Origin of the sequence: Methanosarcina sp. KYL-1, from assembly GCF_024372725.1 — an archaeon.
Lineage (GTDB): Archaea > Halobacteriota > Methanosarcinia > Methanosarcinales > Methanosarcinaceae > Methanosarcina.
The window spans coordinates 43891-70197 of record NZ_VOUA01000009.1 but is presented as its reverse complement, the minus strand read 5'-3'; the positions used below and the strand labels follow the sequence as shown (position 1 = coordinate 70197).

The 26307-nt window shown below is 47.7% G+C and carries 24 protein-coding genes; 10 read left to right on the top strand and 14 right to left on the bottom strand.

Annotation, left to right across the window (positions count from 1 at the left end; translation table 11 throughout):
* Positions 1 to 101 precede the first annotated feature (101 nt).
* Positions 102 to 800, bottom strand: a complete 699-nt coding sequence (gene purQ / locus FTO70_RS08590; protein ID WP_255335338.1) for a phosphoribosylformylglycinamidine synthase I — start codon at positions 798 to 800, stop codon at positions 102 to 104.
* 85 nt (positions 801 to 885) lie between these two features.
* On the bottom strand, positions 886 to 1137 hold the full coding sequence (purS, locus tag FTO70_RS08585; protein ID WP_255335337.1) for a phosphoribosylformylglycinamidine synthase subunit PurS: 252 nt from the start codon (positions 1135 to 1137) through the stop codon (positions 886 to 888).
* Between the two features lie 480 nt (positions 1138 to 1617).
* On the opposite strand from purS, the gene FTO70_RS08580 reads away from it, so the two are divergent.
* Positions 1618 to 1848 (top strand): hypothetical protein, encoded by a 231-nt coding sequence (locus FTO70_RS08580; protein ID WP_255335336.1) that lies wholly within the window; start codon positions 1618 to 1620, stop codon positions 1846 to 1848.
* Positions 1849 to 2712: 864 nt separating this feature from the next.
* The gene (locus tag FTO70_RS08575; protein WP_255335335.1) at positions 2713 to 4335 is read left to right on the top strand and encodes an asparagine synthetase B; all 1623 of its coding nucleotides are present in this window, start codon (positions 2713 to 2715) and stop codon (positions 4333 to 4335) included.
* A gap of 247 nt (positions 4336 to 4582) precedes the next feature.
* Here the strand turns inward: FTO70_RS08575 and FTO70_RS08570 are convergent, their stop codons facing one another.
* Positions 4583 to 4717 (bottom strand): hypothetical protein, encoded by a 135-nt coding sequence (locus tag FTO70_RS08570; RefSeq protein WP_255335334.1) that lies wholly within the window; start codon positions 4715 to 4717, stop codon positions 4583 to 4585.
* On the opposite strand from FTO70_RS08570, the gene FTO70_RS08565 reads away from it, so the two are divergent.
* Positions 4656 to 5381, top strand: a complete 726-nt coding sequence (locus tag FTO70_RS08565) for a carbon monoxide dehydrogenase accessory protein CooC (protein WP_255335366.1) — start codon at positions 4656 to 4658, stop codon at positions 5379 to 5381. The two genes, FTO70_RS08570 and FTO70_RS08565, sit on opposite strands and share 62 nt — an antisense overlap.
* Before the next feature lie 39 nt (positions 5382 to 5420).
* Here the strand turns inward: FTO70_RS08565 and FTO70_RS08560 are convergent, their stop codons facing one another.
* From FTO70_RS08560 to FTO70_RS08550, 3 genes are all read right to left on the bottom strand, one after another.
* Positions 5421 to 5996 (bottom strand): tetratricopeptide repeat protein, encoded by a 576-nt coding sequence (locus FTO70_RS08560; RefSeq protein ID WP_255335333.1) that lies wholly within the window; start codon positions 5994 to 5996, stop codon positions 5421 to 5423.
* A gap of 318 nt (positions 5997 to 6314) precedes the next feature.
* Positions 6315 to 7526 carry a tetratricopeptide repeat protein gene (locus FTO70_RS08555; RefSeq protein WP_255335332.1) on the bottom strand — a complete coding sequence of 404 codons (1212 nt, stop codon included), beginning with the start codon at positions 7524 to 7526 and terminating at the stop codon, positions 6315 to 6317.
* Positions 7527 to 7855: 329 nt separating this feature from the next.
* Complete coding sequence (locus FTO70_RS08550; RefSeq protein WP_255335331.1) at positions 7856 to 8374, bottom strand: PASTA domain-containing protein; 519 nt, start codon at positions 8372 to 8374, stop codon at positions 7856 to 7858.
* A 423-nt stretch (positions 8375 to 8797) separates the two neighbouring features.
* On the opposite strand from FTO70_RS08550, the gene FTO70_RS08545 reads away from it, so the two are divergent.
* The gene (locus FTO70_RS08545) at positions 8798 to 9520 is read left to right on the top strand and encodes a DUF169 domain-containing protein (RefSeq protein WP_255335330.1); all 723 of its coding nucleotides are present in this window, start codon (positions 8798 to 8800) and stop codon (positions 9518 to 9520) included.
* A 22-nt stretch (positions 9521 to 9542) separates the two neighbouring features.
* Here FTO70_RS08545 and FTO70_RS08540 read toward each other — a convergent pair whose 3' ends face one another.
* The 4 genes from FTO70_RS08540 to FTO70_RS08525 all read right to left on the bottom strand — a co-directional run bounded on the left by FTO70_RS08540 (position 9543) and on the right by FTO70_RS08525 (position 13117).
* Positions 9543 to 10961: a tripartite tricarboxylate transporter permease gene (locus FTO70_RS08540; protein WP_255335329.1), complete on the bottom strand. Its 1419-nt coding sequence runs from the start codon at positions 10959 to 10961 to the stop codon at positions 9543 to 9545.
* Positions 10962 to 11795: 834 nt separating this feature from the next.
* On the bottom strand, positions 11796 to 11978 hold the full coding sequence (locus FTO70_RS08535) for a hypothetical protein (RefSeq protein ID WP_255335328.1): 183 nt from the start codon (positions 11976 to 11978) through the stop codon (positions 11796 to 11798).
* 179 nt (positions 11979 to 12157) lie between these two features.
* On the bottom strand, positions 12158 to 12325 hold the full coding sequence (locus FTO70_RS08530; protein ID WP_255335327.1) for a hypothetical protein: 168 nt from the start codon (positions 12323 to 12325) through the stop codon (positions 12158 to 12160).
* A gap of 27 nt (positions 12326 to 12352) precedes the next feature.
* A complete protein-coding gene (locus FTO70_RS08525) occupies positions 12353 to 13117 on the bottom strand; it encodes a pirin-like bicupin family protein (protein ID WP_255335326.1) in 765 nt (254 codons plus the stop codon).
* A gap of 366 nt (positions 13118 to 13483) precedes the next feature.
* On the opposite strand from FTO70_RS08525, the gene FTO70_RS08520 reads away from it, so the two are divergent.
* A complete protein-coding gene (locus FTO70_RS08520) occupies positions 13484 to 14392 on the top strand; it encodes a TIGR00269 family protein (protein ID WP_255335325.1) in 909 nt (302 codons plus the stop codon).
* Between the two features lie 92 nt (positions 14393 to 14484).
* On the opposite strand, the gene FTO70_RS08515 is transcribed toward FTO70_RS08520, so the two are convergent.
* Positions 14485 to 15264 (bottom strand): DUF975 family protein, encoded by a 780-nt coding sequence (locus FTO70_RS08515; RefSeq protein WP_255335324.1) that lies wholly within the window; start codon positions 15262 to 15264, stop codon positions 14485 to 14487.
* Positions 15265 to 15812: 548 nt separating this feature from the next.
* Here FTO70_RS08515 and FTO70_RS08510 point away from each other — a divergent pair.
* Positions 15813 to 16343 carry a hypothetical protein gene (locus tag FTO70_RS08510; protein WP_255335323.1) on the top strand — a complete coding sequence of 177 codons (531 nt, stop codon included), beginning with the start codon at positions 15813 to 15815 and terminating at the stop codon, positions 16341 to 16343.
* Positions 16344 to 16560: 217 nt separating this feature from the next.
* Here the strand turns inward: FTO70_RS08510 and FTO70_RS08505 are convergent, their stop codons facing one another.
* From FTO70_RS08505 to FTO70_RS08495, 3 genes are all read right to left on the bottom strand, one after another.
* Positions 16561 to 19119, bottom strand: coding sequence for a COR domain-containing protein (locus FTO70_RS08505; protein ID WP_255335322.1), 2559 nt, complete (start codon positions 19117 to 19119; stop codon positions 16561 to 16563).
* A 391-nt stretch (positions 19120 to 19510) separates the two neighbouring features.
* The gene (locus tag FTO70_RS08500; protein WP_255335321.1) at positions 19511 to 20185 is read right to left on the bottom strand and encodes a molybdenum cofactor guanylyltransferase; all 675 of its coding nucleotides are present in this window, start codon (positions 20183 to 20185) and stop codon (positions 19511 to 19513) included.
* 69 nt (positions 20186 to 20254) lie between these two features.
* A complete protein-coding gene (locus tag FTO70_RS08495) occupies positions 20255 to 21091 on the bottom strand; it encodes a molybdopterin synthase (protein WP_255335320.1) in 837 nt (278 codons plus the stop codon).
* A 426-nt stretch (positions 21092 to 21517) separates the two neighbouring features.
* Here FTO70_RS08495 and radC point away from each other — a divergent pair, with 426 nt between their 5' ends.
* The 4 genes from radC to FTO70_RS08475 all read left to right on the top strand — a co-directional run bounded on the left by radC (position 21518) and on the right by FTO70_RS08475 (position 26185).
* Entirely contained in the window at positions 21518 to 22207 is a 690-nt protein-coding gene (gene radC, locus FTO70_RS08490; protein WP_255335319.1) for a DNA repair protein RadC, read from the top strand.
* Between the two features lie 172 nt (positions 22208 to 22379).
* Positions 22380 to 22958, top strand: coding sequence for a flavodoxin family protein (locus tag FTO70_RS08485; RefSeq protein ID WP_255335318.1), 579 nt, complete (start codon positions 22380 to 22382; stop codon positions 22956 to 22958).
* A gap of 449 nt (positions 22959 to 23407) precedes the next feature.
* Complete coding sequence (gene mmp11 / locus FTO70_RS08480; protein ID WP_255335365.1) at positions 23408 to 24328, top strand: methanogenesis marker protein 11; 921 nt, start codon at positions 23408 to 23410, stop codon at positions 24326 to 24328.
* 180 nt (positions 24329 to 24508) lie between these two features.
* On the top strand, positions 24509 to 26185 hold the full coding sequence (locus FTO70_RS08475; protein WP_255335317.1) for an indolepyruvate ferredoxin oxidoreductase subunit alpha: 1677 nt from the start codon (positions 24509 to 24511) through the stop codon (positions 26183 to 26185).
* Positions 26186 to 26307: the final 122 nt, after the last annotated feature.

The window sequence follows — 26307 nt, the reverse complement described above, 5'->3', positions numbered from 1 at the left end:
TCCAGAAAGGAAAGACCCGGAAAGAGAAGAATTAGAAAAAGTAAAGAAAATTAAATTGAAAATGAAAAAAGGAGAGAATTTTCAAAAATTCTCTGCAGTTTTCAGAAATTCCCGGTGATGTAGTCTGCCATGGACTCAAAGAGCCTGCGCCCGTCGTCGGAGCCGAGGATGGCTTCGGAGGCCCTTTCCGGGTGGGGCATGAGCCCGAAGACGTTCCTGTTCGTGTTTACGATCCCTGCGATGTTTTCCAGGGAGCCGTTGGGGTTGGCTTCGTCCGTTACTTTTCCGTTTTCGTCCACGTAGCGGAAGACGACCTGCTCGTTTTCGTCAAGTTCTGCCAGGACGGCTTCTTCGGCGTAGAACTGGCCTTCCATATGGGCAATCGGCATCCTTATGACCTCGCCTTTCCTGAACTTCGAGGTAAAGGGCGTGTCTTTTGTCTCGACCCTGAGGCAGGTCCCGTGGCACCTGAACTTCGGGTACTGGTTGGTGGTCAGGGCCCCTTCAAGGAGCCGGGCTTCGGTGAGCACCTGGAAGCCGTTGCAGATCCCGAGCACGGGTTTTCCTTCGGCTGCAAGCTTCTTTACGGAGTCCATGATCGGAGTGCGGGCGGCAATGGCCCCTGCCCTGAGGTAGTCCCCATAGGAAAAACCACCAGGAACCACAACCCCGTCAAAACCGTCCAGGGTTTCCTGCTTGTACCAGACAGTTTCGGCGTCCACACCTACGACCTCCGTTAAGACGTGAAGCACGTCTAAGTCGCAGTTTGTGCCCCCGAACTGAATAATGGCAATCTTCATTTTTATCCCTCGATTTTCTTCAGCCTGTTAAGCCTTCTCAGCGTTTCAGTCCCTTATCCCGCCGTACATCCGCTCAAAAGCCTGCTCAGTTAAGCTCCTTGAGCCCGATTGTGTAGTTGTGGATGATGGGGTTTGCGATAAGCTTCTGGCACATCTCATCGACTTTCTTCTCCGCAACTTCGGCGGATTCGGCCTCGAGAACGATTTCGTACAGCTTTGCGGTCTTTACGCTGCTGACTTCGTAGCCAAGGTGTCCGAGTGCCCTTTTTGCGGTGGTGCCTTCAGGGTCAAGCATGCCTGCTTTCTGTTCGATTCTTACTGTTGCCTGGTACTGCATCTCTGTAAGCCTCTATTTTGGATCAATTAATCAATCGGATCTTTAAATCAGGTAATTAATCGGATATTCAGATTAACTGGATTTTTAAATTACTGGATTTTCAAATTAACTGGATATTTACCTGCCCTTAGAGGACCTGATGCTCGATCAATGCGCGGTCAAGGAAACTTTGCAGGTAAACAATTACCGGTCTGCACAATAATAAATATAAGATGCTTAAAAACGTTGCGTATATCGGAGAGCACACATAAAAAGCTTCCTTTGCCGGGGCCAATATATGTATTCCTCAAAGCCTGAATGCCTGATGCTTCCTGTTTTGCTCCTTCTGCCCCCATGAACCCGAACTAGGTAATTATATAATTAAAGTACAAATTCAGAAAGTTTTAAAAGTATATAAACCCAATTTATAATTGGGGTGAAATTCTGTACTTCAAAGAACCGGATAGCCTGGATTATAAACAGGATAGTATGGAATAGGATTTGCACCTGACAAGACAACTCGTCCTCTGTAAACACGGAATCCTGAGAGGCAGCAGTTGCTGCACGGAATACAAACCCGTAAACAACCTTTATTCTACACGCTGCTGCTGCCTCTACTGTGCGAACTCAATCTGGCTCGGCGACGAAAAAAGCGCAAGGAACCCCTTTGCAGCCCTGCAGGGAGACCCCCTGTATGCCGTAGAGCTAGTGCGGGAAGAGTCAGGAGGATGAGAAAAGCTCAAAGGATCAGGTAAGCTTGAAAGTCAATTAAGGACAGAAAATTTGTAACCCGAAATTCAGAGTCCGAAGCTTAAAAACGAACTGTTCTCTTTTTTAAAGTCATTCACTTCTGCTGAAGACCGGATCACAACCCTGGTTTTAAGAGGATTAATTAGATCCACCGATAACCTTTGTTTTCACAGTTATAGCTGCTTAGCCGGGATTCCGTTTTTATTTTAAACCGTGCAGAACCCCGCGTTCTCACCGGATACGAAGTATCCGGCCTTTTCATGAAGTCCTGAAAAAAGAAACTTTGGATACACAGCCTCTACGCAGCCCTAAGAGGAAATCAAAAGCTACAAAACCAGCAGTTCCGCGTTTAAAGATAGTGTTTCGTGATAGTATAACAGTCTCTATGCAGTCTTCCAGAGGATATTGCCGAAAAGAATTTCGGTTTCATGGTCATTTACTGAAACTCGTAAGCAGAGGAATGGATTTCAAGTATGGAAATTAACGGCTAATATGCCTGCTATGTGCCCGTTTTTTCAGATTTGATCAATAACTCAAGGACGTGGCCCAAATTTCAAGTCCGAATAATTTATGCTTTTTTCCAAATTTAAAGAAAGGGCCGGTTGCGCCCGCGCAACCGGTGAGTGTACCGGGTAAGATCTTCAGGGCTCGATCTTACAGGAACCCCGGAGAAACAGATTATTGGAAGCAAAAACGCGGGCTGGGCAGCTTGAAGCGGAAAGCAAGTTTCCCATGTCCCGGATGTGGAGGGGTTCTTAATTAACGGGCCTGACTCCAAAAATGGCAAAATAATAAATAGGGATAGATAACCTGTATAACCCGAATCGAAACGAAAAAGGTGTGACCATGTGCGGAATAGCCGGAGCTGCCGGGATCCCTGACAGGGAATCAAATGTGAAAAAAATGCTTGCAATCCTGGGGCACAGGGGACCTGATGCCTGTGGGACCTATAGTTCCGGAAACATAAGCATAGGAAACACCCTGCTGAAAATTACCGGGGATATGCCCCAGCCCCTGGTGAGAAAGGGGGCGCTCGTGCTCAATGGGGAGGTATTTAATTTCAGGGACCTGGCATCCGAAAACGGCATCAAAACAGATTCCGACACGGAAGTGCTTTTTTCCATGATCGAGGCCCGGATAAAGGAAGGAAAAACACCTGTAGATTCCGTTTTCTCTGTGCTTTCCCGCGTAAACGGGGACTATGCCCTGGCATATACCTGCGGCGACGAACTGGTGCTTGCCCGGGACCCGGTGGGAGTTAAACCTCTTTTTTACAGCATAAGGAAGGGAGTAGAAGAGGAAAAAGAGGAAGAAAAAGAGGAAGAAAAAGAGGAAGAAAAAAAAAGGGAAGAAGAGGGAGCAGAAGATGGGGGAGAAAAGGAAAAACCTCAAATCTACTTCGCCTCCGAGAAAAAAGCCCTCGCAGTTTTAGGGAGAGGGATTGAAGCCGGACCTGAAACTGGACCTGAAACTGGACCTGAGACCGAGGCTTTCCCCCCGGGAACTGTCCTGGGTTTTAACACGAAAACCGGGGAAACAGTAGTAAAGTCCCTTAAAATCAGGCCGCCGGGTAAACGGATTTCAGGGGAGGAAGAAGCTGCTTCATGTTTGAGGGCAGCCCTCGAAAAGGCTGTGGAGCTCAGGCTTACATCAGGGGCAGGAATTGCATTTTCAGGCGGGATAGACAGCGTTTTTGTTGCAGCCCTTGCAAAGTGCATAAACCCGGAGGTGACCCTCTATGCGGTGGGCCTTCCCGGCTCCCACGACATTGCCCAGGCAGAGTACGCAGCCGAAGCGATCGGGATGAAAGACTCCCTGTTTGTCCATTTCCTTTCGCCCGAAGAAATAGAAGCTGCAGTCCCTCATGTCATTTACGCAACCGAGTCCGCGGACCCGATGAAAATTGCCATAGGGCTTCCCCTTTACATCGTCGCAAAAACCGCAAGTGAGAATGGGAAGAGGGTCCTTCTTACAGGGCAGGGCGCAGACGAACTTTTCGGGGGATACAGGCGGCACGAGAGCTTTCTGGAACAGGGACCGGATGTGCTCGACCGGGAGATTTACTCCGATATTGAAAAAATCTCAAGGATCAACCTGGAAAGGGACGATATGGTCACCATGGCAAACGCCGTGGAACTCAGGGTGCCTTTCCTGGATAAGGAAGTCATAAAAACGGGGCTTGCGATCAGCCCGGAACTCAAGGTCCTGAAAACAGCCTGCGGGTACACCAGGAAATACGTCCTGCGAAAGGCAGCCGAAGGGCTGCTCCCCAGAGAACTCCTCGAGAAGGAGAAAAAGGCGATGCAATACGGGACCGGGGTCCAGAAGGTGCTTGACAGGCTCGCCAGAGATGCCGGTTTTTCGAAAAAGGAAGGAAACCACATCGAAAAATACCTGCAGCGGGTCGCAGGAGAACAGGGGTTTGATTTTCTAGCTGCGGAGGAAAAAGGCAGTTATGATGACTCATGAAGGCTAAAGACCTGTGAAGGTTAAAGACTTGTGAAGGCTAAAGACCTGTGAAGGCTAAAGACTTGTGAGGCTAAAGACTCGTGATAAGACCTGTGAAGGATAAATAAAGACTGGATTTTAAAGCCAACTTTTAAAAATGAACTTTTTTAGATATTAAGCAAAAGCCGGGCACAAATGAATAAGTATAAACAGTTTAATAGTTATATCCAGAAAAAGAAATTATTGTATTATATTTATAATCAAATTCTCAGGGGGAATTCGTTATAAAAATAGCAATTACCGGAAAAGGCGGCGTTGGAAAGACAACCCTTTCAGGCACCCTGGCAAGGCTGCTTGCAAGGGACGGGTACGAAGTACTGGCAATTGATGCGGACCCGGACATGAACCTGGCATCCTCCCTCGGGGTAGAAAACCCCCCGAGGCCCCTGACCGATTACAAGGACCTGATCCAGGAAAGGGCCGGAGCCGAAGGCGGGGCCTTTATCTACAACCCCAAAGTCGATGACATCGCCGGCAAATACGGGGTCATCGGGCCTGATGGGGTCAGGATGCTTGTCATGGGCACGGTGGATAAGGGAGGAAGCGGGTGCATGTGCCCGGCCTCGGCCTTCCTTCGGGCCCTCCTCAGGCACCTGATGCTCAGGGAAAAGAGTGCCGTGATCCTGGACATGGAAGCCGGGATCGAACACCTTGGAAGAGGCACCACCCGCGGGATGGACCTGATGATCGTGGTCGTGGAGCCCGGGGCAAGATCCCTTGAAACGGCCGAGAGGATAAAAAGGCTCTCTTCCGAAATAGGAGTCACACGCCTCACTGCTGTTATCAATAAAGGCGGGTCCGGGAAAGTCAACCAGAAACTCGAAGAGCTTGGCATCCCGGTCCTCGGGGAAATTCCCTTTGACCTCCAGCTCATGCAGGCAGACCTGGAAAAGCGGGCTCCCATTGACGTGGGCGGTGAAGCCGTAGAAGCCATCAAGGAAATCAAGGAAAAACTGATGGTAATCGTTGAAGAGATAAGGAAAGAAGGGGAAGGAGCCAAAAAATAAGGTAAAAGGACCGGGACATTCCGGTCACACTCCTTTAAATCAATTCAATTTGTTATCCTCAGAGTCTGTTAAACTTCCTTTTTTATAGATGATTGCGAGCAGTTTCATTCTCTTCTCTCTTATAAGAGCATCAGTGGGGTCAATTTCAAGGGCGATGTCATAGCATTTCATCGCATCCCCGTATCTACCCATGTTTTCTAAAGAAGTGCCCTTCTGGTACCAGGCAAAAACGTCCTCGGAGTTGGATTTAAGGACTTCTTCATAGCACTCCACGGCTTTTTCAAATTCTTTTAAGTTGTTGAGAGCAAAGCCTTTGAGGCACCAGATCCCGAAGTTCTCCGGGTCAACCTCAAGCGCCATGTCGTAGCAGGCGATGGCTTCTTCGGACCTCCCCATCCTGTCAAGGGCAAAACCCTTCTGTAGCCAGGCATCCAGATATCCGGGGTCAAGGGCCAGGGCTTCGTCATACAGCCTGAGCTTTTCGGCGTAATCGTTACTTTCGCCTGCTGCTTTCAGGAGCTCCTCTAGATTCTTTTTCGCCTTCGCTTCTCCTCCGGCGTCCTGCTCCTTAGCTTCTAACTGAGATATTTCTTTGCTGGAGTTTTCCTCTGTCATTTGAAATCCTCTTGTTCCCTGTACAGGTTTATCGGGGCCCTTTCTCAAACTTTTTTTTCCGCAATCCGGAATCTGTTATCCAGAATTTTATATTTAAAAATTTGTTTTGCATTCCGAAATTTTTCCGTTTCACATACATGGGTAATATAAGAACGAGATCAGAAGAACGATATTCAGCAATTCTGTTTTCAGATAAATATACTCTTACCGGTTCTACGTTTATTGAATACAACTCATTCCACATATACATGGACGGGAAGATTGAATTAAAGTCTGTCAAGGAAGCTTACCGAAAGGAGCTTACTTCCAAACCTGAGCTTACTTCCGAACCTGAGTTTTCTTCCGGCTGATTTCGGAAAGGACCCTGACTTTACATTCAAGCGCGGGGGCAAAACCCGGACTTAGTTCCAGGGCCCTGTTACAGCTTTGAAGGGCTTCTTCATATTTTTGCAGTTCGGAAAGGACAAGCCCCCTGCTATGCCAGAGCCCGGGCTCTGCGGGTGCGAGCCGGAGAGACAGGTCATATGCTTCAAGGGCAGCTTCGAAGCTGCCAAGCCTGGACAGCAGGCTCCCTTTGCAGGCGAGGGCTTCCAGGTATTCCGGCCTGATTTCAAGGGCCGAGTTGTAAGCTTCAAGGGCCTCTTCTTTCCTGTCAAGGGCGGACAGGACCGAACCTTTCCCGGCCCAGGCTTCGGCATACTTCGGGTTTTTCCGGAGAGTTTTTTCGTAGGTTTCCAGGGCTTCTTCATACCTGCCAAGCTTCGCCAGGACAACTCCTTTATTGTCTCCTGCAACCTGAAAGGACGGGTCGAGTTCTATTGTCCTGTCATACGCCTCAAGGGCGTCCTCAAGCCGGCCCATTTCCGAGAGGATCACACCCCTGTTGTACCAGACCCTGTAATCCTCAGGAGCAATTCCCAGCAAGCTTTCCGTAAGCTGCAGGGCATCTTCATGCCTTGTGGCTTTGTAGAGCAGCACAGCCTTCTGGAAGAGGGCGGTAGCATCTTCAGGGTCTTTCTCAAGCCTTTCCGTGCAGCTCTTCAACTCCCCGTAAAGAGGGAGAGTGGCATAGAGGTTCCGGACGGCCAGGAATAAGGGCAGGACTTCATACTGCTTCCCGTTGACAGTAAGAACTTTTGAACAGGGACTGTACGCAAGGGCTGAAGGGGCGGGCTCTGAAGTTTTGGACCTGTCTGGGTCTTCTTCCCCGTCTTTTGCTTCTTCTTTGAGCACCTTCTCCAGTCCTGATGCAAAACCAGGGCCAAAAGTAGACGGGTTGAAGGGAGAGTCATCTGTTATGTAAAGAACTGACCGGAGTTCTTTTCGGTTTTTCCTGTTGCTCCTGCTCCAGAGAACCGTTGAAATGCCCTCAAATTCCCCGAGAAATTTCTGCAGGCAGAGCCGGAAGGCTGCGGGGCTTTTTGCCCGGTTCAGTGCGTTAAAAGCTGAAAGGGCTGCCCTGCAGCGTTCCAGAAGTTCAGCCCGGTACCTGCTGATTTTATCCGTCGGATTATCTTCCATAGCGTCCATAAAATTCCCTGCGGATCAAATTCACACTTTTTCTAATTCTATTTCCTGATTCGCACCCGGATTCCATTTCCTGATTCGCACCTGGATTCTATTTCCTGATTCGTAGCCAGATTCATGGCCAGATTCATGGCCAGATTCATGGCCAGATTCATGGCCAGACTCCGGGACCAGATTAGTGGCCAGATTAGTGGCCAGATTATGAGGCTCTGCAGGCAGGTATTTCCGGAAGGTAGGCCCTCACATGAGATTCCGGTTATTTATTTTCCTTCTTTTCCTGGTAACACTGCTCTTAAGCCCGGCTTCAAAGGCCGATCCGATTAAACCGCAGCTCAGTCGCGGTCGAAAAAGCGGTTACACATCGAGCCTTCGTCCGGATTGAGCTTTGATTCTCCCTTCACCGCGATAACAAGGTCCACAGGGGAGCCGGCGGCTACCCTGGCCTGGGGTTTCGGGTCCTGGCGGAGTATATCACCGAACCGGATCCCGATAGGGAAGATCCCGGTCTTTTCGCTGATATTCCCTACCTCAAGCCCGGCTTCGCCCAGAAGCACCTCGGCCTCTTTAAGAGTTTTCCTTATCAGATTCGGGACCTCTACAATTTCTACCGACGCCTGAGATACGGCTTTTTCCTCAGCCTGCCCGACAGGTTCATCTGTGACACATTCTCCCTCGCCCAGGATCTCCTTCAGGAGATCGATTGCCCCGCTGATCCGAAGGAGGGTTTCTTTCAGGTTCGTTTTCCTGTTTTCAAGTTCGATAAGCTTATTCTCAATGTCGTTGAGGATATTCTGCCCTGATTCGTATTCGGCCCTGAGCTCCTTTAAACGCTGTTCAAGCTGTGTTTCCATAGTCCTGCAACCCCTTTTTGATATCTTTCTGCTAAAATCTCGATTTGATCTTCAGTTTTTATTTAATATTGATTTAATCAATAGTCCTGCCTTTTATTCAACCCTTTTGTTTTTGTTCCATGTACCTTCGTTAATGTACCACTTCAATCCCGTACATTTAGACTTCAATCCAGTGTATTTGAACTTCAATCCAGTGTTTTTAGCAGTCTTTAATAACCCAATACATTTTAAGTTTTATATTTTTCACCACCAGTAAGGAAGTTTCGCAGGAAAGGACTGAAACAGGTTTCCTGAAATGCGAAAATGAAAAAAGAACCCGTTTTTCTGAATTCTATTTAAATCATTAGCCTCAGACTACATATTAAATGCGACTTCAGGAAATTAAACTTAAATGAGGAGTTATTCGACTTAGAGGTGATTCATATGGAAAAAGCCAGTCCTGAGCAGATTGAAGAGATAAACGGGTACGGAAAGGAAATTATCGAATTACTGAAACTGGAAACATCTCCTGTGGCAGTTGCCCTTGTCCCGAAAGATGAAGAAATCCCTGCGGGAGTGCAGAGGATCGAAGAGGGGATGAAACACTGCCAGATGGTGGACCGAGTGCGCAATACGAAAGAAGAATTTTACACCCTTCTTGATGACCAGACCTGCAAGGGAGGAGCAGCGGCCCTGGGGCTCGGGCACATGCCCCCGAAACTTGCAAGCGGAGAGTTCTACCATGAAAAGCTGAAACACTTCAAGACCCTGGAAGCCTCCAAAAAAACCCTTGAAAGAGTCCCCATGCTGGAAGCCGAGTCCATTCTGTCAGCCATTTACGCTCCCCTCGAAAGTGCGAGTTTCATGCCGGATGTGGTGGTTATCATCTGCTCCCCGAAACAGGTGATGCTCCTGACCCAGGCCATTCTCTATAATGAAGGAGGCAGGGTTGAAGCCGAGTTCGCAGGCAAACAGAGCCTCTGTTCCGATGCCGTTGCCGAGCCCTACCTGAGCGGAAAGATAGGGATAACCGTGGGCTGCACCGGGAGCAGGAAACATACCGGCATCCAGGACTCGGAACTGACGGTCGGGATCCCCGCAAAACTGCTCAAAACCCTGGTGGAAGGGCTCAGGTCGATTGCCGGAAAAGCCCCGGCACACGCATAAAGAACAGAAAAATCCGGGTCCTTCACAGGAAATACAGAATTACAGGCAGCAGGATGACTCCCATGGCATGGGACTTCCGGACTTTCATGAAAGACGGAAGCATGCCAATGGGGGTGGAGATTATGAAGATGAAGAGCCCGAAGAGCCCTGTGAAAAGAAAAACCATCAATGCAAGCCCGAAGAGGACGCAAGCACAGAGTTTTGCATAATCGAGCTTCCTGAGCAGGCGGTGGGCGTTGTTTCCGATCCAGACCGTGGAGAAGTAAGAAAGCAGGGAGGTCAGCAGGATAGCGGAAAAGAAAAGCAGCAGGGACGGAAAATCAAAGGACTCCGGACCAAGGATCTCATTTACCGCAGCCATTGCCCCGCTTCGGGTCTTTCCTATCACCAGGAGGGCTACCAGCCCGAAAATGGCGTTTGAGGTGTTCACCCCTGAGACCGAGACGATAAACTCCTTTGAGCTTTCCAGCGTTTCGGGGTCGGCCTCAGGGTCCGAATAAAGAAAGGTCCTGCTCTCCCCGGGCCCGCCCTCTCCTGTTTCCTTCCCATTTTCTTTTTCCCCGTCCTTTCTCTTTTCCAGGCCATTTTTATCGAAATCACCCTTTACGAAAAGCCCTGCCAGGAGAGCGGCAATCGCAGAGGAGACTCCCGGCAGCCAGGCTACGAGGGAGCCGGCGGCGCTGCCAGTAAGGACCCCTCTCACGATCCTTTTTTGAGAAAGCTGCAGCCCGGTGACGGATTCTTCTGGCATTTCCGAGCCCGTGAACAGGCTGATTACAAGCTGGGAGGCTCCGAAGAGCCCGCTTAAGAGGGGCAGGAGCACGGAAGCCGTCCCGAAACTGATTACCGGGACCAGGAAAGCTTCCCTGGAAAAAGCAAAGAGCCCCAGGGCCCCGGTCATCAAAAAGAGAAGCAGGGCAAAAGCCCTGTACCTGTACTTCGCAAGCGAGCCCTGCCCCTTGACCTGTTCCCCTTTTTCAGTGGCCAGCATTAAAAAGACGATTGTGAGCAGGACCCAGGCCATGTACTGTTCGAGAAAAGGATACACTGCCCCGAAAAAGAGGGAGAAAGGCAGCACAAAGACAAGGGATGCCACCACCGAGCCCGCACTCCCCAGAGCTGAAAGGCGGACGGCTTCCGCACCTGCGCCTTCGAGCAGGAGCCTGTGTCCCGGCAGGACGGCCAGGGCTGTGTCCCCGTCCGGAGCCCCCAGAAACACAGAAGGGATTATGTCATGGAAGGTGTGTGCAACAGCATTGGAAAGGATGATAAGGGCAATATAAAAAGGAGAAATGCCCCGCTCAGCCAGGAAAGGGGCAAGGGCGACAAGGGCAAGGGCAAAATTATTTGTGTGGATGCCCGGCAGGAGCCCGGAAAATATGCCCAGCAGGTAGCCTCCGAAAATAGCGAAGATGAGCAAGAGTAAAGAGATTTCTGCCATTAGACTGCCCCCCCTGAAAAGGCCCCCTCCCAGGACTATTGTTCCCGCTGAAGGAATAAGGCTCCTGTTTTTCCGGTTTTCACCCACATTCCGTAACCGGGCGTAAAGACAGGGTTGCAGAACCCCCTTCACCACCTGAAGCGCCCGTGCCCCAAAACCCGGACCCGTCAAGTCCACACTTTAAGCCCACACTTTAAGCCCACACTTTAAGCCCACACTTTAAGTCCGGCCTCAGTTTAAGGTTGCCGCATCCCACTCTGACCGCGCAGCGAAATATTCCTGCAAAACTTTTTGTGCAGGCCCCCGGGTAGAACATATTTACGAAAGTGTTTTATAAATAATAACAAGTTATTCTATTTGAAACTATTAATATGTTTTTTAAGAAGAGTCTTAATATTTTAAAGATATGTGGGCTAAATAATTAACATAAATTCCAAAAAAAGTGTAGCTTATATGCAGGAAAGGGAAAGAAAGGGAAAGGGGATATAGGAGAGAATTTAAAAGAAAATGTAAAAGGGTATGTAAGAGAGATAAGGTAACTTAAGTAAAATTGAATGGGACGGAAAATCCGATATGCCCGGCAACCATAATAGCATAAAAAGTTTCCCATTTGAAATCAAGGCATTTTAAGGCTCGGATGCCACCAACAGGAAAACATTTAAATAATAGGAGAAATTCGGGCACTAAATTTGAGTTTACTTATCAGATAAGCCGCTTGAAAATTTTGAAGGCTGCTTATCACAACAACGAAAAAGAAAAATCAATTCCATTTATGTTATATATTTTACAAATGATGTATTATATGCAGTTCTAAATGCTAGTTTTGAATGGGGTTCATGAGTAGCATTTAGTGGAAAAACAAAAGAGCAGTGGTTTGAGGTTCGCCATCCTTGCCTGCTGCCCTCCATAAACATCAGAAGCCCACCCCCGGAAGGTGCCTATGAGGTTATGCCATTCCTCAATCACCGATCTGACAGGGGCTTCACATGCAGAAACCGGGATACGAGGTTTTGCCATTCCTCCCCAGGCTTCCGCAAAAACATCAAAAGCAACTGTAGAAGTGAGAAACAAATCCCTCTCTATTTTCTCTCACTTCTACCTTTTCTCACTTCTATTCTGTGCACAATCCGGTTTTTCATTGCACTTCTGCACGCTTCTCACTTCTAGTCGTTTATCTTCTCACTTCTACTCGTTCATCATTTCTGCACGCTTCTCAAGCCAGCTTTCTTTGCACTTCTACCCTTTCTTACTTCAAAGATTATTTCACTTCTACCCCTGCTTTCTTTTTTATTCTCATTTCTACCTCTTTTCACCTTATTTTCCCCCAATTTTTTTGCAGAAGCCGGCTCTTTACTCCTGGCCACAAGACCCGGGGTTCATCGTTTATCGACTTATTTTCCGGCGCTTTTCAGTATTTTTTCGTCGTATCCGTATCCCATTCCTTTGCAGGAAGGGAGGTCAAGCAAAACAAATTCCGCAAAAGCCGTCCCGGGACCAACCGCTTCAAGGTGGAGAGTCTTTTCCAGGTCGGTCCGGGCCTGGTCTCCTTTCTTGAGCCTTTGCCCGTTTACGAATATTTCCCCAGAAGTGACATAAATGAAGATGCGGCGGCACTCCCCGGAATCAAAGTGCATTATCTTTCCCTTTTCGAGCCTGGCCCGGTAAATAGTGGAATCTGCATTCATTTCCAGGGTATCCGGAAGACCCTGTCCGGAAACAAGGGGCAAAAGCCAGTTCTCCCAGGCAGATTCCTCAAACTTCTTTTGCGAATAGGCCGGTGAAAGAGGGTTCCTGTCAGGATAAATCCAGATCTGGTAAAAGTGCAGGGGCTTTTTACCGGAGTTGAACTCCGAGTGTTCTATCCCGGGGCCTGTAGAGATGCACTGCACTTCCCCCTCCCTGAGAACAGTTTTGTTTCCCATGCTGTCTTCATGGGTGATCTCTCCCTCAAGCACCAGTGTTACAATTTCCATCCCGGAATGAGAGTGGGACGGAAAGCCCTTCCCCGGTTCTACGGTATCATCGTTAAAAACGCGCAGGTCCCCGAACTGGATGTTGTCCGGGTCATAGTAGTTTGAAAAAGAAAAAAGCCAGTAACTCTTAAGCCACCCGAAATCTGAAAAATGCCTCATCTCTGCCGGAATGATTCTTATCATAAAGAGCCTCAGTCCCCTGTTTCCAGAATTATGGTATTTTCCCGGAATGATTATATTTTCCAGTTATTTTCCAGTTATTCTCCAGTTATTTTCCAGTACAATTATATTTTTTACAGGATTTAATATATAATTTGCCGGATAATACGTAAGGTTTATCGGCTGAAAAGGATATACTTTTGGAAACAAAGTTTCTGAATAACGTTCACCAGGCCGGAAGGAAGACGACCAAAAAAACAGCTGCCTCCCCGAAAAGCATGGAAAAAACCATATATACGATCACTCTCTTTTCTACAGGCAAACCCATCATACTAAAAAATTACCCGTTTTTCAAGCGATACCGGGGACCGGCAGAAAAAAGGATTTCCCATGACCATCAAATGCAAAAAATGCAACCATGAAGCTATTATTTTTCAGAAATATTCCGGGATGCACCTCTGCAGGAAGCACTTCATCGAGGATGTTGAGCGGAAGATCAAGCTGACCGTCCGGAAAAACTACAGCATAAATAAAAACGACGTCATCGCCGTTGCCCTGAGCGGAGGGAAGGACAGCGCCGTTGCCCTCTATATCATGCACAAGATCCTCGGGGACAGGCCCGACATAGAGCTCGTGGCAATTTCCGTGGACGAGGGGATCGAGGGGTACCGCCCGAAGTCCCTTGAAACCGCAAAAGAACTGACCCGAAAGCTCGGGGTCCGCCACATCATAAAGTCCTTCAGTGCCGAGCACGGGACCACCATGGACGAGATTGCTGCAATGGATAGGGAAAAAGGCACCTGCAGCTACTGCGGAGTCCTCAGGAAAAACATCCTGAACAGGGTCGCAATGGAGATCGGGGCAACGAAACTGGTCACAGGGCACAACCTGGACGACGAGGCCCAGACCATCCTCCTGAACCACTTCAGGGGAGACATGGAGCGCATGGTCAGGCTCTCCCCTCCGGCAGCCGTGGAAGGGCTGGTGCTCCGGGCAAAACCCCTCAGGAACATCCCCGAAAAAGAAGTAGCTCTCTACGCCCTGATGAACGGCCTGCCCGTGGACTTCAGCGAATGCCCCTACGCAGGAGAAGCCATGAGAAAGGAAATCAGGGAACTCCTGAATGACTTTGAGACAAAGCACCCAGGCACCAAATATTCCCTGCTCCGGGGCTTTGACAAGCTTGTAGGAGCCCTTGCAAAAGAACTCCCACCCGCAAAAATCGAAAAATGCAGGATCTGCGGAGAGACCTGTACGGAAGACATCTGCCAGGCCTGTAAACTGCTCGGCAGGGCCTGAAAGAAGAAGAAGAAGAAGAAAAAAAAGGAAGAGGAAAAGAAGGAGTAGAGCAGAGTAGTTGATCAACAGTTGATCAGTGGATCAACAGTAGATCAACAGCTGCTCATGAATTCATCAGGGTCGCAGAGCAGTTCGTTGTGGTCGTAGAGATTCTTTTCTTTCCTGCTGAGGTAGAGGCGTGTCCACCAGACGGTCGTCAGCGGCTGCAGGACAAGAAGTGGGAACAGGACGGTCAGCAGGACGACAAAGTCGCTCACCGAGCCCAGTAGCTCACTTACCAGGCTGTTGACGAAAGTCAGGGCAATTGAAATCACCCAGATAAAGAATACATCCAGCTTGTTTTCCATGAAAAAACGGAAACCGGTACTTATGGCTTCCAGCGGGTCAAGTTCGTCTATTACCAGGGCATAAGGGGCAAGGGAAAGCCCGATGTTTATAACCATGATATAGACTCCCCAGATAAGGGTCCCGATGGCCAGCAGTCCCAGGCCCTGGACAGGGACTTCCGGGTTTTCGATCAACGCACCCAGGTCCCCAACTGCGAGGGCTCCGGGGACGACGAATATGATCCCTGCAAGCACCATGAGCCCGATCAGCAGGGAAGCTAAAAAGAGCTTGATAGCGTTTTTCGAGCCAGCGCCTACCATTTCCGAGAGCACGGTATCCCCGGTTTCAGCAGCCCTCTTTGCCATCCCGATTGCTCCTGCCGTGAAAAAAGCCTGCAAGAACGCTATCAGCAGGAAAAATGCTATAAATCCTATCGTGGCCGGCACGAAGTTTTCAAGAAACGCCCCCGCAAACAAAGCGTAGAGTTCCTCCGTGGAAAGGGCAGCAGGGTCAAGCCCGTTTTCTACCCTGGATGAAAGGAGCATAACTCCCATGAGCCCGAAGAAAAAGAAATAAAGCAGCAAAGTCAGAGCGAAATTCAGGACAAAAGGAATGCAGATGTTTAGATTTCGAACCCAGTTTTTGAATCCTTTATTAAGTATTGTTCCAAAATCTTCATGCATGTGACAGGACCTTCCGGTTTTACAGGGGTTGGTATTATTGGGGGTTATTTAAGGAATTTATTTAAGGGTTATTTAGGGAATTTATTTAAAGGTTATTTAAGGGTTATTCAAGTAATTCATTAAACGGATTTATTAAAAGAATTCAGTTAAGGATTGTTCCTGAAAGTCAAAAGCTGCAAAAGAACCCGACTTCAGCCAGCTTTCCCGGAGCACAGAAAAATATTCAGTCCAATATTCAGTCCACCGGGCCATGAATGGCACACAACAGGCACAGGCAAATTTCAGCCCCGAAGACCTGCCGCAAAACTCGAGTTAGTATGCAGGCTCACATGTATCATTTTCTGATACATATGTAGAAGGTAAATATATAATCTCTTATCCCAGTATAAATAAAACCAGGAAGTGAATGAATGAAAAAACTGGAAAACTACGAGCCCACCCCGGCCCCCAGAAAATGCGACCTGCTCGACATCCAGGACGAAGTTGAGAACGAAGTTGTTGTAATAGGCCACTGCCTCCTGAACCCCCTTGCCAGGATCAAAGGTGCAAGACCCAAACCCCCCCTCGACGTTACAGGCATGAACGTAATCCAGCTCCCCTGCCCCGAAGCCATGTACCTGGGCATGAACCGGCGGGAAATTACCAAAGACCAGCTCGACTACCCCGCCTACAGGCGCTTCTGCCGTAAACTCTTCACCCCCTACGCCGACCTGATCGAAGACCTCGCAGCCGGCGGCGCAAAAATCAAAATCCTCGGAGTCCCGAAAAGCCCCTCCTGCGGCGTAGAAATAACCAGCATCGGCGGAGAGCCCGGAAAAACACAGGAGTTCCACCATACAAACGTGGAAGGCTCGGGCGTGTTTATGGAGGAAATTAAAAAGGAGCTCGAGAAGCGCGGGGTTGAGTTTGAGATAGAGGATGCCCGTCAGGGAAGAAATTAAGTAGAAATGCCAGCCTGAAAATTAGAGTCTACTTTTAAATCAGCCAGCAGATTAACCGGATTTCCATCGGCTTGCAGAACCACGGGCTCTCACCGGTCGTCGGAGACGACCGGCTTTTCCATGAAAATTAATAGGAAAAAACATGAAAAATGAACAGTCCAGATTCGTGGTTGATTGAATTCATTTTCATGTGACAACTACCCGAATCTCAGCATATTTAAGACCGCCGTCTTTTCCTTTTTAGATATAATTTGACAATTTCACCAAGATCAAAACCAACACCAAAAAAGGTTGGATTCACTGAAACAACATTAGTAATTTTTTCTAGTAGAGTATCCTCAGTATCAGACGCCTCTTCAATTTCCTGCAGCTTCCTAAGAATCTTGAGTATCTCATTATCGGTGCTTCTATTCAGTTCCGTTACTCGCAGTATTTCTTCCAGTAATGTTCTCTCGCTACTCCTATTGATAACTGTTCCAAGAAGGTCACTTATGTTATACTCATTGTCGGAGCCATCGGGCATGTAGGTTTCAATTCCTTTCAACTCCAGTTTGATTAAATGCTCATAACTTACAGTTACCTCAGGATCATCAGGCAACGGGATTTTTTCTGTTGCTTTTAACTTTTCGAAGCTGCTGTTTATTTCCCGGAACCTTTTGCGGATAATGGAGAAATAATCCCTTCTTTGATCCCCGTTTACGTAAATGCTTATTCTCCTTGCTTCAATGTCTGCTCTGACCACCGCAGTAGAATGGTAGCCTTTATCCTCCAGAACCACCCCGGTACGCCAGCGCAGATCGTCTTTTATGTCCCTATTCATCTTCACAATAAAGCGCGGCATCACCGAAGGTGGAAGGAAATCATAGTCAATTATAAACCTCAGAGTCCCTTCATAATCAAACTCAAAATCGGGTTCCTGAATTTCCAGCAAACCGGGGAGAAGCACAGTGTTGCCATCAAGGTCATAAGAGAGTTCAAATTTCTTCATCAAACTGATAAAAAAGCCATACTGGTCTGGAGGATAATGGAAATCTCTTTCAGTTCTCTGCTTTAAAATCTCAGCGAACATGTCAAGTTTCAGAACTCCTCTGGACTCTGCAATCTCCTTCGAATTAACCAGCTTATACACCGCGTTAGTTACCCATTCGGGTTCAAGGACATGCGTATTCAGGAGAGGTATGTCCCTGAAATGCAGTATCACGCCCAGATCATGAAGAAAGTCGACAAGAGCATTCTGTTCCGATTCGCTACTGATCCCTTCTTTATCACACATCATTTTATATTCATTGTACTGGATGAAGCTGCATTGTTCGCACTCACCCTCAGCCCCATAATCAGAAGTACAACTCGGACACATTTTTTCAAGTTTGCTTTTTACATTGAACCAGCTTTTCGGCCATTTGATTTCGAGGTGCTTGACTGCTTTCAATTCTTCTTCCAAAATATTCGAAAACTCCTTTATCCCCTCACCCGACATGCAGGAAAGCCTGTAAAAACCCCTTATTGAAGGATACTTCTCTCTCAGGAACTTCCTGTTCAGTTCAAAAGCAGGGTTTTCATCAATTTTATTGATCACAACCAGAACTGGAGAATCTCCACCGAAATTTTCTATGAGTTTGAGCCAGTACTCAGGCTTTTCGTCCTTCCTCCCGTCCAGCACCAGAATATAAAGACTCCTTTTTGATAAAAAGAACTGGTGGGTAGCGTGCATGATCTCCTGTCCGCCAAAGTCCCAGAAATTAGCTTTTATTTCCCGCTCACCGTTTTCAATATCCAATTTTCTTATATTGATCCCACGAGCCTGTGATTCCTTTTCATCAAAGTCATCTCCGAAAAGCCTCTTACCGTTTTCAATATCCAATTTTCTTATATTGATCCCACGAGTTTGGGGTTCCTTTTCATCAAAGTCATCTCCGAAAAGCCTCTTCACTAGCGAAGTTTTGCCTGCACCCCCATCTCCCACTAATAATACTTTTACTTCATTTAATGGCTCCTTTTCATCTTCCAAAGACTTGAAATAGTAAAGAACTGCCTCACGACCCTGTTTCACAATCTCTACAGGTGGATTTTCTAAAGGGTTCCCTCCTAAAAATATTCCTTTCACTCCGAAAAGTCTTCTATCATTGTTTATAAGTAATCCTTTTGATCCAAAACGATATACCCATCTAATCTCCATACCTAATTCAAAGATTTCAGGTGGAAGCGAAGTAAGCTGATTCCCAGAGATTTGAAGTTGAGTAAGATTTTTCAATTCAGAAAGTTCAGAAGGAAGTGAAGTCAATTGATTTCTAATCATATCAAGTTCAATAAGGTTTTTCAATTTGGATAGTTCAGAAGGAAGCGAAGTCAATTGATTATAGGATATGTCAAGTATAGTAAGATTTTTCAATTCAGAAAGTTCAGAAGGAAGTGAAGTCAATTGATTATGGGAGATGTAAAGTTGAGTAAGGTTTTCCAACCCGCTGATTTCAGGCGGAAGCGAAGTAAGTTGATTATTAAATATGTAGAGGTGAGTAAGATTTTTCAACTCGCTGATTTCAGGCGGCAGTGAAGTAAGTTGATTATGAGATATGTAGAGGTGAGTAAGATTTTTTAACCCACTGATTTCAGACGGAAGCGAAGTAAGTTGATTATTAAATATGTAGAGGTGAGTAAGATTTTTCAACTCACTGATTTCAGGCGGCAGTGAAGTGAGATTTTTGGAAGACAGATTTAATGCAGTTACTTTATTTCTTTGAGCCTCTATAATCAGTTTTTTAATCTCGTTCGATCCCATATATAATCCCTGCCTCACTTTCCTCACGAGTTTTCCACTATAATCAATGAAAAATTCATTGTATTGAAGCCGTTACCCAGAGATAGTCTCTACATAATAAAATAATTAAGTCTAAAAAATAGAAGGTGTTGCTGACTAAATAGCTTTCGATTTTAATATTTCCTGAAGAAAAAACCGCGCAGAGGCGCGGGACAAGAAAGGTAAAATATACTATTCCGGTTACTTTGACAATTAAATATAGGACTTACACACTTGAAATGTAAAATCAGGCACATGCAGGCTCGTCAACAGTATTCGGGTTTGTACAGTTAAGTATTTTCCGCTCGTGGTTTTCAATTCAACTGCGTAAGTCCTAAAATAAACAGATCAACAACGGCTACCCGGAACTTTCTCACAGCATCCCCTTTTCCACCGCAGACCCGCTCATAAGCTCAAGATCTTCAACCGTATTGATATTCGCAAAACTCCTCAATTCAGGATCAATTCCCATGATTTCCGATACCTCAACAAACACCACGTCCTGCATCTCAAAAACCGGCGAAAGCACCGAATGCTTCCCCCTCTCAAAAGCCCTTTCGATCTCAGGAATTAGCTTCTTTGAATAGACGGCGTGCAGGGGCTCATACATCTCGTCTTCGTATTTCGGGATGGCGGCATCATGCCCTTCTGCTTTTTCAAACAGCAGGCTCACGACCCCGGAGCTTACGAATGGCATATCCCCGGCGCAGACGAAGGCGTATTCGGAGCTTGCTTCGAGCAGGCCGGCGCGGATGCCTTCGAGGGGGCCGGCGTCTTCGATGGAATCAAAACAGAAGCGGATTTTGCGGTCAGGGTAATTTTCGAGTACGGGCATGAGCATTGCTTCCTGAGTGCGGTCCCTGACCGAGAGGACGACCTCGCCCACGACCTGGAAAAGGGAATCGAGCAGGCGTTCGAGGATGGTTTTTCCTTCGAATTCGAGGAGGGCTTTTTCGATCATGCCCATCCGGCGGCCCCTGCCGCCTGCAAGGACGATTGCGCTTCTGGATTTTGTTCTCCCAGGCTTAAGTTCTGTTTTTCTGCTCATTCAAATTCCATCCCGATTTTTGCTGCTTTTTTGCTGTTCTTAGCTTTCCTTTCCCTTTTCTATTCCCCTTCAGGCGTGTTCCCGGTCGTGGACCCAGAACTCTTCTTTTTCCGTGAACTCTTTTTTCCAGATCGGGGCTTCGGCTTTTACCCTTTCGATGGCTTCGCTGAGGGCGGGGAAGAGTTCGGTCCTGTGGGCGGATGCGATCACGATGTAGACGATGTCTTCCCCGGCTTCGATGACGCCGGTCTTGTGGTGGATCAGGACTTCGAGGATGCCTTCTTTTTGCTTGATTTCCTCGCGGATCTTGTCCAGGACTTTTGAGGCTTCGGGTTCGTATTTCTCGAATTCGAGCCTTTCGGTTTTCGTGCCTTCTGCAAGTTCGCGGACGATGCCGGTAAATGTGCCTATTGCGCCGGCTTTCCTGATATCCGGGTTTTGCCGGACTCGCTTTATGAGGTCGTCAAGGGTGTAGCGGTCGGGCTGGGCGAGGATCAGGCCGAAGATGGAGGCTGAAAGGGTCTCGTGCAGGTCCGGGTTTTCCGGAAGCCTCATAAGGACGTTGGAGACACCATCAAGGTCTCCGAGGACGATTTTAGGGAGCTTGCTCTGCTTGAAGCCTTCGACCACCGCAAAGTCAAGGCCGCGGTCGCAGAGGGCGTCAAGAGCCCTCTCCAGGTCAGGGTCCCCTGAAAAGCTGACCATCTCGGTATTAGTAAGCCCTATTACCGTGTCCGCACCCGCATCGAAATGCCTGCCGGTGTCCGTGTCCTCGGGGTTGTAACGGAATTCCCCCATGTGCTTTACCGTGCCCACTGACCCGAACCCGGAAAGTTTCTGGACCAGGGCGGAGACGAGGGCTGTTTTACCTGATTTCTTGTACCCTACTACGGAAATGACCTTCATCAGGGAGCGTTATGGATTTCCCGGTATAAGAAAGGGTCGGAGAGCCGGAGGACGGGATTTTACAAACATTTCCCGATAATTTCCTGAAAAAAAGTCATTTTATTGTATAAGTGTAAAAGTTGAAATATTCAGACCCCATTAATACATATTAAATGTAAAGTCGGATCTTAAATCGAATAATTTGAATTTTAATAAAAAGTAATTGGCAGAAAGTGAATGAAAGCAACTGAGTGAAGGTAAGTGAGTGAAGGTAAGTGAGAGAAGGTAAGTGAGTGAAAGCAACTGAGTGAAGGTAAGTGAGTGAAAGCAACTGAGTGAAGGTAAGTGAGTGAAAGCAACTGAGTGAAGGTAAGTGAGTGAAAGCAACTGAGTGAAGGTAAGTGAGTGAAAGCAACTGAGTGGATGACAGTAATATGGGGGTAGAATATGGAAGTAAATAAAGTAAGGATACATGACCTTCCCGAGGAGGAGCGCCCGAGAGAACGGCTTATCCGGAACGGGCCGGAGTCCCTTTCCAACGCTGAGCTGCTGGGAATCATCCTCCGGACGGGGTCGAGGGAAGAGAATGTTATCAGCCTGTGCAGCCGGATCTTATCGGAGTACAGCATCAAGCAGCTCAGCCTTGCAAACGTTTCGAGGCTCATGCAGGTCCACGGGGTGGGAAAGGCAAAGGCGGCGCAAATTGCTGCTGTTTTCGAGCTGGCCAGGAGGCTTGAGACTTTTGTGGAAGAGCCGAAACGGAAAATCTGCTCCCCAAAAGACGTCTATGCCCTTATGTATCCGAAAATGCGTGAACAAAAAAAAGAAAGGTTTATAACACTCTATCTGGATACAAAAAACCAGATTCTTAAAGAAGAAGTCGTATCCATCGGAAGCCTGAATGCGAGCATCGTACACCCGCGTGAAGTTTTTAAGTCGGCCCTGCTGGAATCCTCGGCTTCCGTAATAATGATTCACAACCACCCCTCAGGGGACCCGAGCCCCAGCAGGGAGGACATCATGGTTACGGAAAAGCTGGTCGAAGGAGGAAAGCTCCTGGGAATCGATGTCCTTGACCACATAATCATCGGGGACGGCAGGTACGTTAGCCTGAAGGACGAGGGCTTTGTAAGGTAAAAATATACCCCTTAAAGTACCTGACATGAAGGGCGGAAAAAACGGTAAAAAATAAAATAGAACTTGAAAAAATAAAATAGAACTTGAAAAAATAAAATAGAACTTGAAAAGAGAAAATAGAACTTAAAAAGAGAAAATAGAACTTGAAATGATAAAATCGAAGTTGAAAAGTATGAAAGTTATTGGCATTAACGGAAGCCCACGAAAAGACGGTAATACTTCAATCCTGATCCGGACTGTGTTTGATGAACTGATGAAACAGGGCATTGAAACGGAACTCATTCAACTGTCAGAGAAAAACATCGAAGGCTGTAAAGCTTGCCGGGCATGCCATAAAAACAAAAATAAACAATGTGTCATTACCGATGATTTTTTCAATGAGTGCCTTGCAAAAATGGCGGCATCGGATGGAATCATTCTTGGTTCTCCGGTATATTCCGCTAATGTGACCTCCCAAATGAAAGCATTGCTTGATCGTGCCAGTATGGTGCTGGCAGGAAACAAAGGGCTTTTAAAACATAAAGTAGGGGCATCCGTTGTGGCCGCCCGCCGCGGTGGTGCAATCAGTGCCTTTGATACCCTAAATCATTTTCTGCACAGCAAAGAAATGTTTCTGGTAGGCTCAAGTTACTGGAACATGGCTTACGGAAACGCTATAGGAGAAGTCGAAAATGACCGGGAAGGCATTGAAAACATGGAAAATCTCGGGCAAAATATGGCATGGATATTAAAAAAAATCCACAGTGATTGAAGCATTATTCATAGCGATTGAAATAAAATATACACAGTGATTGAAGTATTATTCATAGCGATTGAAATAAAATATACACAGTGAATGAAATAATATTCACAGTAATCGAAATAATATTCACCGTAATCAAAATAATATTCACAGTAATCGAAATAATATTCACAGTAATCGAAATAATTGAAATAATTGAAATAGCACAGTTAGATACTTGTATTGTTAAATGTTTATGTTCATCCTTATGTTCAGCCCGGTTTAGCCGGGCAGGTTCTTTCCTTATATAACTTGCTAAAGATACGATAACTTTATATAGCTATAAGAAATGGGCACTTCGGATTTAATAAGGATTCAAATAAAGATCATATCCTCCCACTTCTCTTTCCTTGCAGCAAAAAAAGGAGGGCTTTGTAATTACAAAACACATAAACGCCTGTGCGCTGGACAATAGACAGATCGAAGAACTGACCCTGGACGACCCGTACACCGTGCCTTACCGGGGCATCTACGCGGTTTGTGACGCAAAGAATGAATACGCGGAGATAATCGAACACTCCAACTGCTACAGCGGGGCGGCCTGGTCCCTTTACCACTACGCAAAAGCTCCCCTTATCCTCAAAGCCCGCCCGACAGGGAACATGATCCGCTACCTGGTGAAAACCGGGACTTCAAAGCTCGAACTCAAAGCCTCGGTTGCAGCCGCAGGCATCGAATCCGTGCTCGTGCAGGGAGACGAAGTGGAGATCACATACGCAGGGCTCGGAGGCGGAGGCGTTGGCGCAACCCGCTGCCGGGCGTTTGCCGACGGGGTCTTACGCTACAGGATTTCCGAATCAGGCGGAGAACGCTGTGCCAAAGGGACCGTAGTTATCCCGCGCAGGGACCGCATCCTGATCGGGATCGATGATACGGACTCAAAGGACACGGGAGCCACCTGGACCCTGACCCACAACATAGCAAAGGAACTGGACTGCCCCGAAGCCGTCTACCTCTCCCATGCCCTTGTCCAGCTCTTTCCGGTCCCCGAAAAGACCCAGAACTGCATGTCCACCGTGCTTGAATTCGGGTGCGTGGACGAAAAAGCAAAAACAAAACTTGTAGAAACCCTCAAAAAGGCCCTCCTGAAATACAGCGCCTCAAAAGAAACCGGGATGGTCGTCCTTAAGGACTTTTATGCAAAAGGGTTATACGAATACAGTACCCGCTGCCGGACCGAAAGGGTCTCGAAAGAATACACCCTCCGCTGTGCCGAAGAAAACGGTGTTGAGGTCATCCTGGACGGCAACGGCGTGATCGGAGCCCTCGCTTCCCTGCCCTGGTTCGGGAGGCCGGAAGAATCAATCGTCCCCGGGACCGAAATCAAACCCTTCATCTAAACCCTTTATCCAATATTATCTAATAGATTAAGCCCGGCCCTCAGCCAGTAAAAAACGGGTATATACTGAAAAAGGCAAGCCTGAAAAGGTACAAAAAAGGCAAGCCCGAAAAAGGCTAAAAGCGACAGATTCTAAACCTAATTCTCAATTATAAAAAACTCCTGCACCGAGATGGGACCCGTGAGCGAAGAAGCAACAGAATGCAGCGGATTTGAGGCCCTTTACCTTGCCGCCCTTGACAGCGACGTAAATGTAATAACGGGCGTCCCCGGGTATCCGATCACCTCTTTGATGGAACTTTTTTTGAAACACGGTGCAGCTTCCAAAGCAGATCACAGCGAAGCAGATCGCAATGAAGCAGTTTACAACGCAAGGTGGCTCACGAACGAAAAAGTAGCCCTTGAAATCGCCCTGGGTGCTTCGGTATCGGGGAAAAGGTCCCTGGTGATTGTAAAGCATGTGGGGATGAACCTGCTTTCCGACCCTCTTATTACATCGGTCACGCACACCATAGGAGCCGGGCTTGTGGTTCTTGCAGGGGACGACCCCGGCGTAAAAGGCTCCCAGAACGAGCAGGACTCCCGCTGGTACGGCCGAATAGCAGAGACTGCAGTATTTGACCCGACTTGCCCCGATGCCGCCTACGGGGCTCTCCGGCGGGCTTACGAGTTATCGGAAGAGACAAAGACCCCGGTAATCCTGAGAGTCACTGCAGGCCTTGAAAAAAGCAGAGAGAAAATAAGGCGCTTTCCCCCTGCATCAGGGAGCCACCCGGAATTCGACCGCTCGATCTGGGAAATCAGGATGGTTGAAAAACACCAGCGCTTCCATAAGGAAGTTTACCCCTTGCTCGAAGAGGAAGCCGAAAATACGGAACTGAACCTGCTGAAGGCTGGAGAAATAAGAAACCCAAAAAGTCCAGGCGCAATCGGAGTCATTTCCTCGGGTTTTGCTTCTTCCCTTGTTGAAGAAGTGCTGGAAAGTAATAGGGAAAAATACCCGGCTGTATCTCACTCAACATCCAACTCAACATCCAACTCAACATCCCATCCAGTATCTCACTTATCCCTCAACCTTGTAAACCCTCTTCCCCTCCGGAAAATCGAGGCTTTTTTGAAAGGACACCACAGGGTACTCGTTGTCGAAGAGTCCGAACCTTTCATCGAAGAGCAGGTACGCATCGCAGGAAACGTCTGCGGAAAAAAGACCGGGCACATCCCATACGGCCAGGTCAGGCCTGAAGACATCGAATTTGCCCTGGAACATATAGGAGAAGAACGGGCTGCAAAACCTGCGGACTCTGTCCACCCAGAAGCCCTTAAAAAGGGCAGGACTTCCATCTGCGACGACTGCCCCTACCTTCCCCTCTACCGTTTGCTCAGGGAACTCGACGTGCGGGTGGCAGGGGACATGGGCTGCTCAATCCGGAGCGCACCTGAACCCCTTGCTGCCGTGAACGTCAGCTTTGCCCTGGGATCGGCCATCTCGGTTGCCTGCGGCTTTGAGAAAAAAGGAATAGCCGTAATAGGAGACTTTGCCCTGGCCCATTCCGGCATCCTCGGACTCCTCACTGCCGTACACTCCGGGTACGAAGTGCTCGTGCTCGTGCTCCAGAACGAGGTTGCAGCCATGACCGGAGGACAGGAAGTCCCGGACCTGAAGGAAGTTGTGCAAGCAATCGTTCCGGATGTTTCTGTTTTTGACATTGACAGGGAAGCCGGAAGAAGGGAAGGCAAAACCGTAAGTGAAAAGGAAAATGAAATCCCTGCCTCAGGGCTATCGGACCTGATTGCTCAAAAACTTGCATGTCCCGAAGTTTCCGTGATTTTTGTAAAAGGGAAATGCAGAAGATATTGAGATCCGGACGTTGCAGAAACTTTTTCCAAAACCCGAAGTACCGTCTCAATTGCAAACATTTTAATTGCAATTCAAATTCTCGCTCAACTTTTGTTTTCATGGTTTTAGCTGGTTTCACCCAA

What these genes read in the sequence shown, in the direction of transcription:
- FTO70_RS08485 (WP_255335318.1), top strand. Translation starts at nt 22,380, where the DNA reads ATGAAAGTTATTGGCATTAACGGAAGCCCACGAAAAGACGGTAATACT.
- FTO70_RS08575 (WP_255335335.1), top strand. Translation starts at nt 2,713, where the DNA reads ATGTGCGGAATAGCCGGAGCTGCCGGGATCCCTGACAGGGAATCAAAT.
- FTO70_RS08510 (WP_255335323.1), top strand. Translation starts at nt 15,813, where the DNA reads ATGAAAAAACTGGAAAACTACGAGCCCACCCCGGCCCCCAGAAAATGC.
- FTO70_RS08545 (WP_255335330.1), top strand. Translation starts at nt 8,798, where the DNA reads ATGGAAAAAGCCAGTCCTGAGCAGATTGAAGAGATAAACGGGTACGGA.
- FTO70_RS08555 (WP_255335332.1), bottom strand. Translation starts at nt 7,526, where the DNA reads ATGGACGCTATGGAAGATAATCCGACGGATAAAATCAGCAGGTACCGG.
- FTO70_RS08495 (WP_255335320.1), bottom strand. Translation starts at nt 21,091, where the DNA reads ATGAAGGTCATTTCCGTAGTAGGGTACAAGAAATCAGGTAAAACAGCC.
- FTO70_RS08520 (WP_255335325.1), top strand. Translation starts at nt 13,484, where the DNA reads ATGACCATCAAATGCAAAAAATGCAACCATGAAGCTATTATTTTTCAG.
- FTO70_RS08540 (WP_255335329.1), bottom strand. Translation starts at nt 10,961, where the DNA reads ATGGCAGAAATCTCTTTACTCTTGCTCATCTTCGCTATTTTCGGAGGC.
- FTO70_RS08525 (WP_255335326.1), bottom strand. Translation starts at nt 13,117, where the DNA reads ATGATAAGAATCATTCCGGCAGAGATGAGGCATTTTTCAGATTTCGGG.
- purQ (WP_255335338.1), bottom strand. Translation starts at nt 800, where the DNA reads ATGAAGATTGCCATTATTCAGTTCGGGGGCACAAACTGCGACTTAGAC.
- FTO70_RS08570 (WP_255335334.1), bottom strand. Translation starts at nt 4,717, where the DNA reads ATGTCCGGGTCCGCATCAATTGCCAGTACTTCGTACCCGTCCCTTGCA.
- FTO70_RS08535 (WP_255335328.1), bottom strand. Translation starts at nt 11,978, where the DNA reads ATGGCAAAACCTCGTATCCCGGTTTCTGCATGTGAAGCCCCTGTCAGA.
- FTO70_RS08500 (WP_255335321.1), bottom strand. Translation starts at nt 20,185, where the DNA reads ATGAGCAGAAAAACAGAACTTAAGCCTGGGAGAACAAAATCCAGAAGC.
- purS (WP_255335337.1), bottom strand. Translation starts at nt 1,137, where the DNA reads ATGCAGTACCAGGCAACAGTAAGAATCGAACAGAAAGCAGGCATGCTT.
- FTO70_RS08515 (WP_255335324.1), bottom strand. Translation starts at nt 15,264, where the DNA reads ATGCTCCTTTCATCCAGGGTAGAAAACGGGCTTGACCCTGCTGCCCTT.
- radC (WP_255335319.1), top strand. Translation starts at nt 21,518, where the DNA reads ATGGAAGTAAATAAAGTAAGGATACATGACCTTCCCGAGGAGGAGCGC.
- FTO70_RS08560 (WP_255335333.1), bottom strand. Translation starts at nt 5,996, where the DNA reads ATGACAGAGGAAAACTCCAGCAAAGAAATATCTCAGTTAGAAGCTAAG.
- FTO70_RS08550 (WP_255335331.1), bottom strand. Translation starts at nt 8,374, where the DNA reads ATGGAAACACAGCTTGAACAGCGTTTAAAGGAGCTCAGGGCCGAATAC.
- FTO70_RS08505 (WP_255335322.1), bottom strand. Translation starts at nt 19,119, where the DNA reads ATGGGATCGAACGAGATTAAAAAACTGATTATAGAGGCTCAAAGAAAT.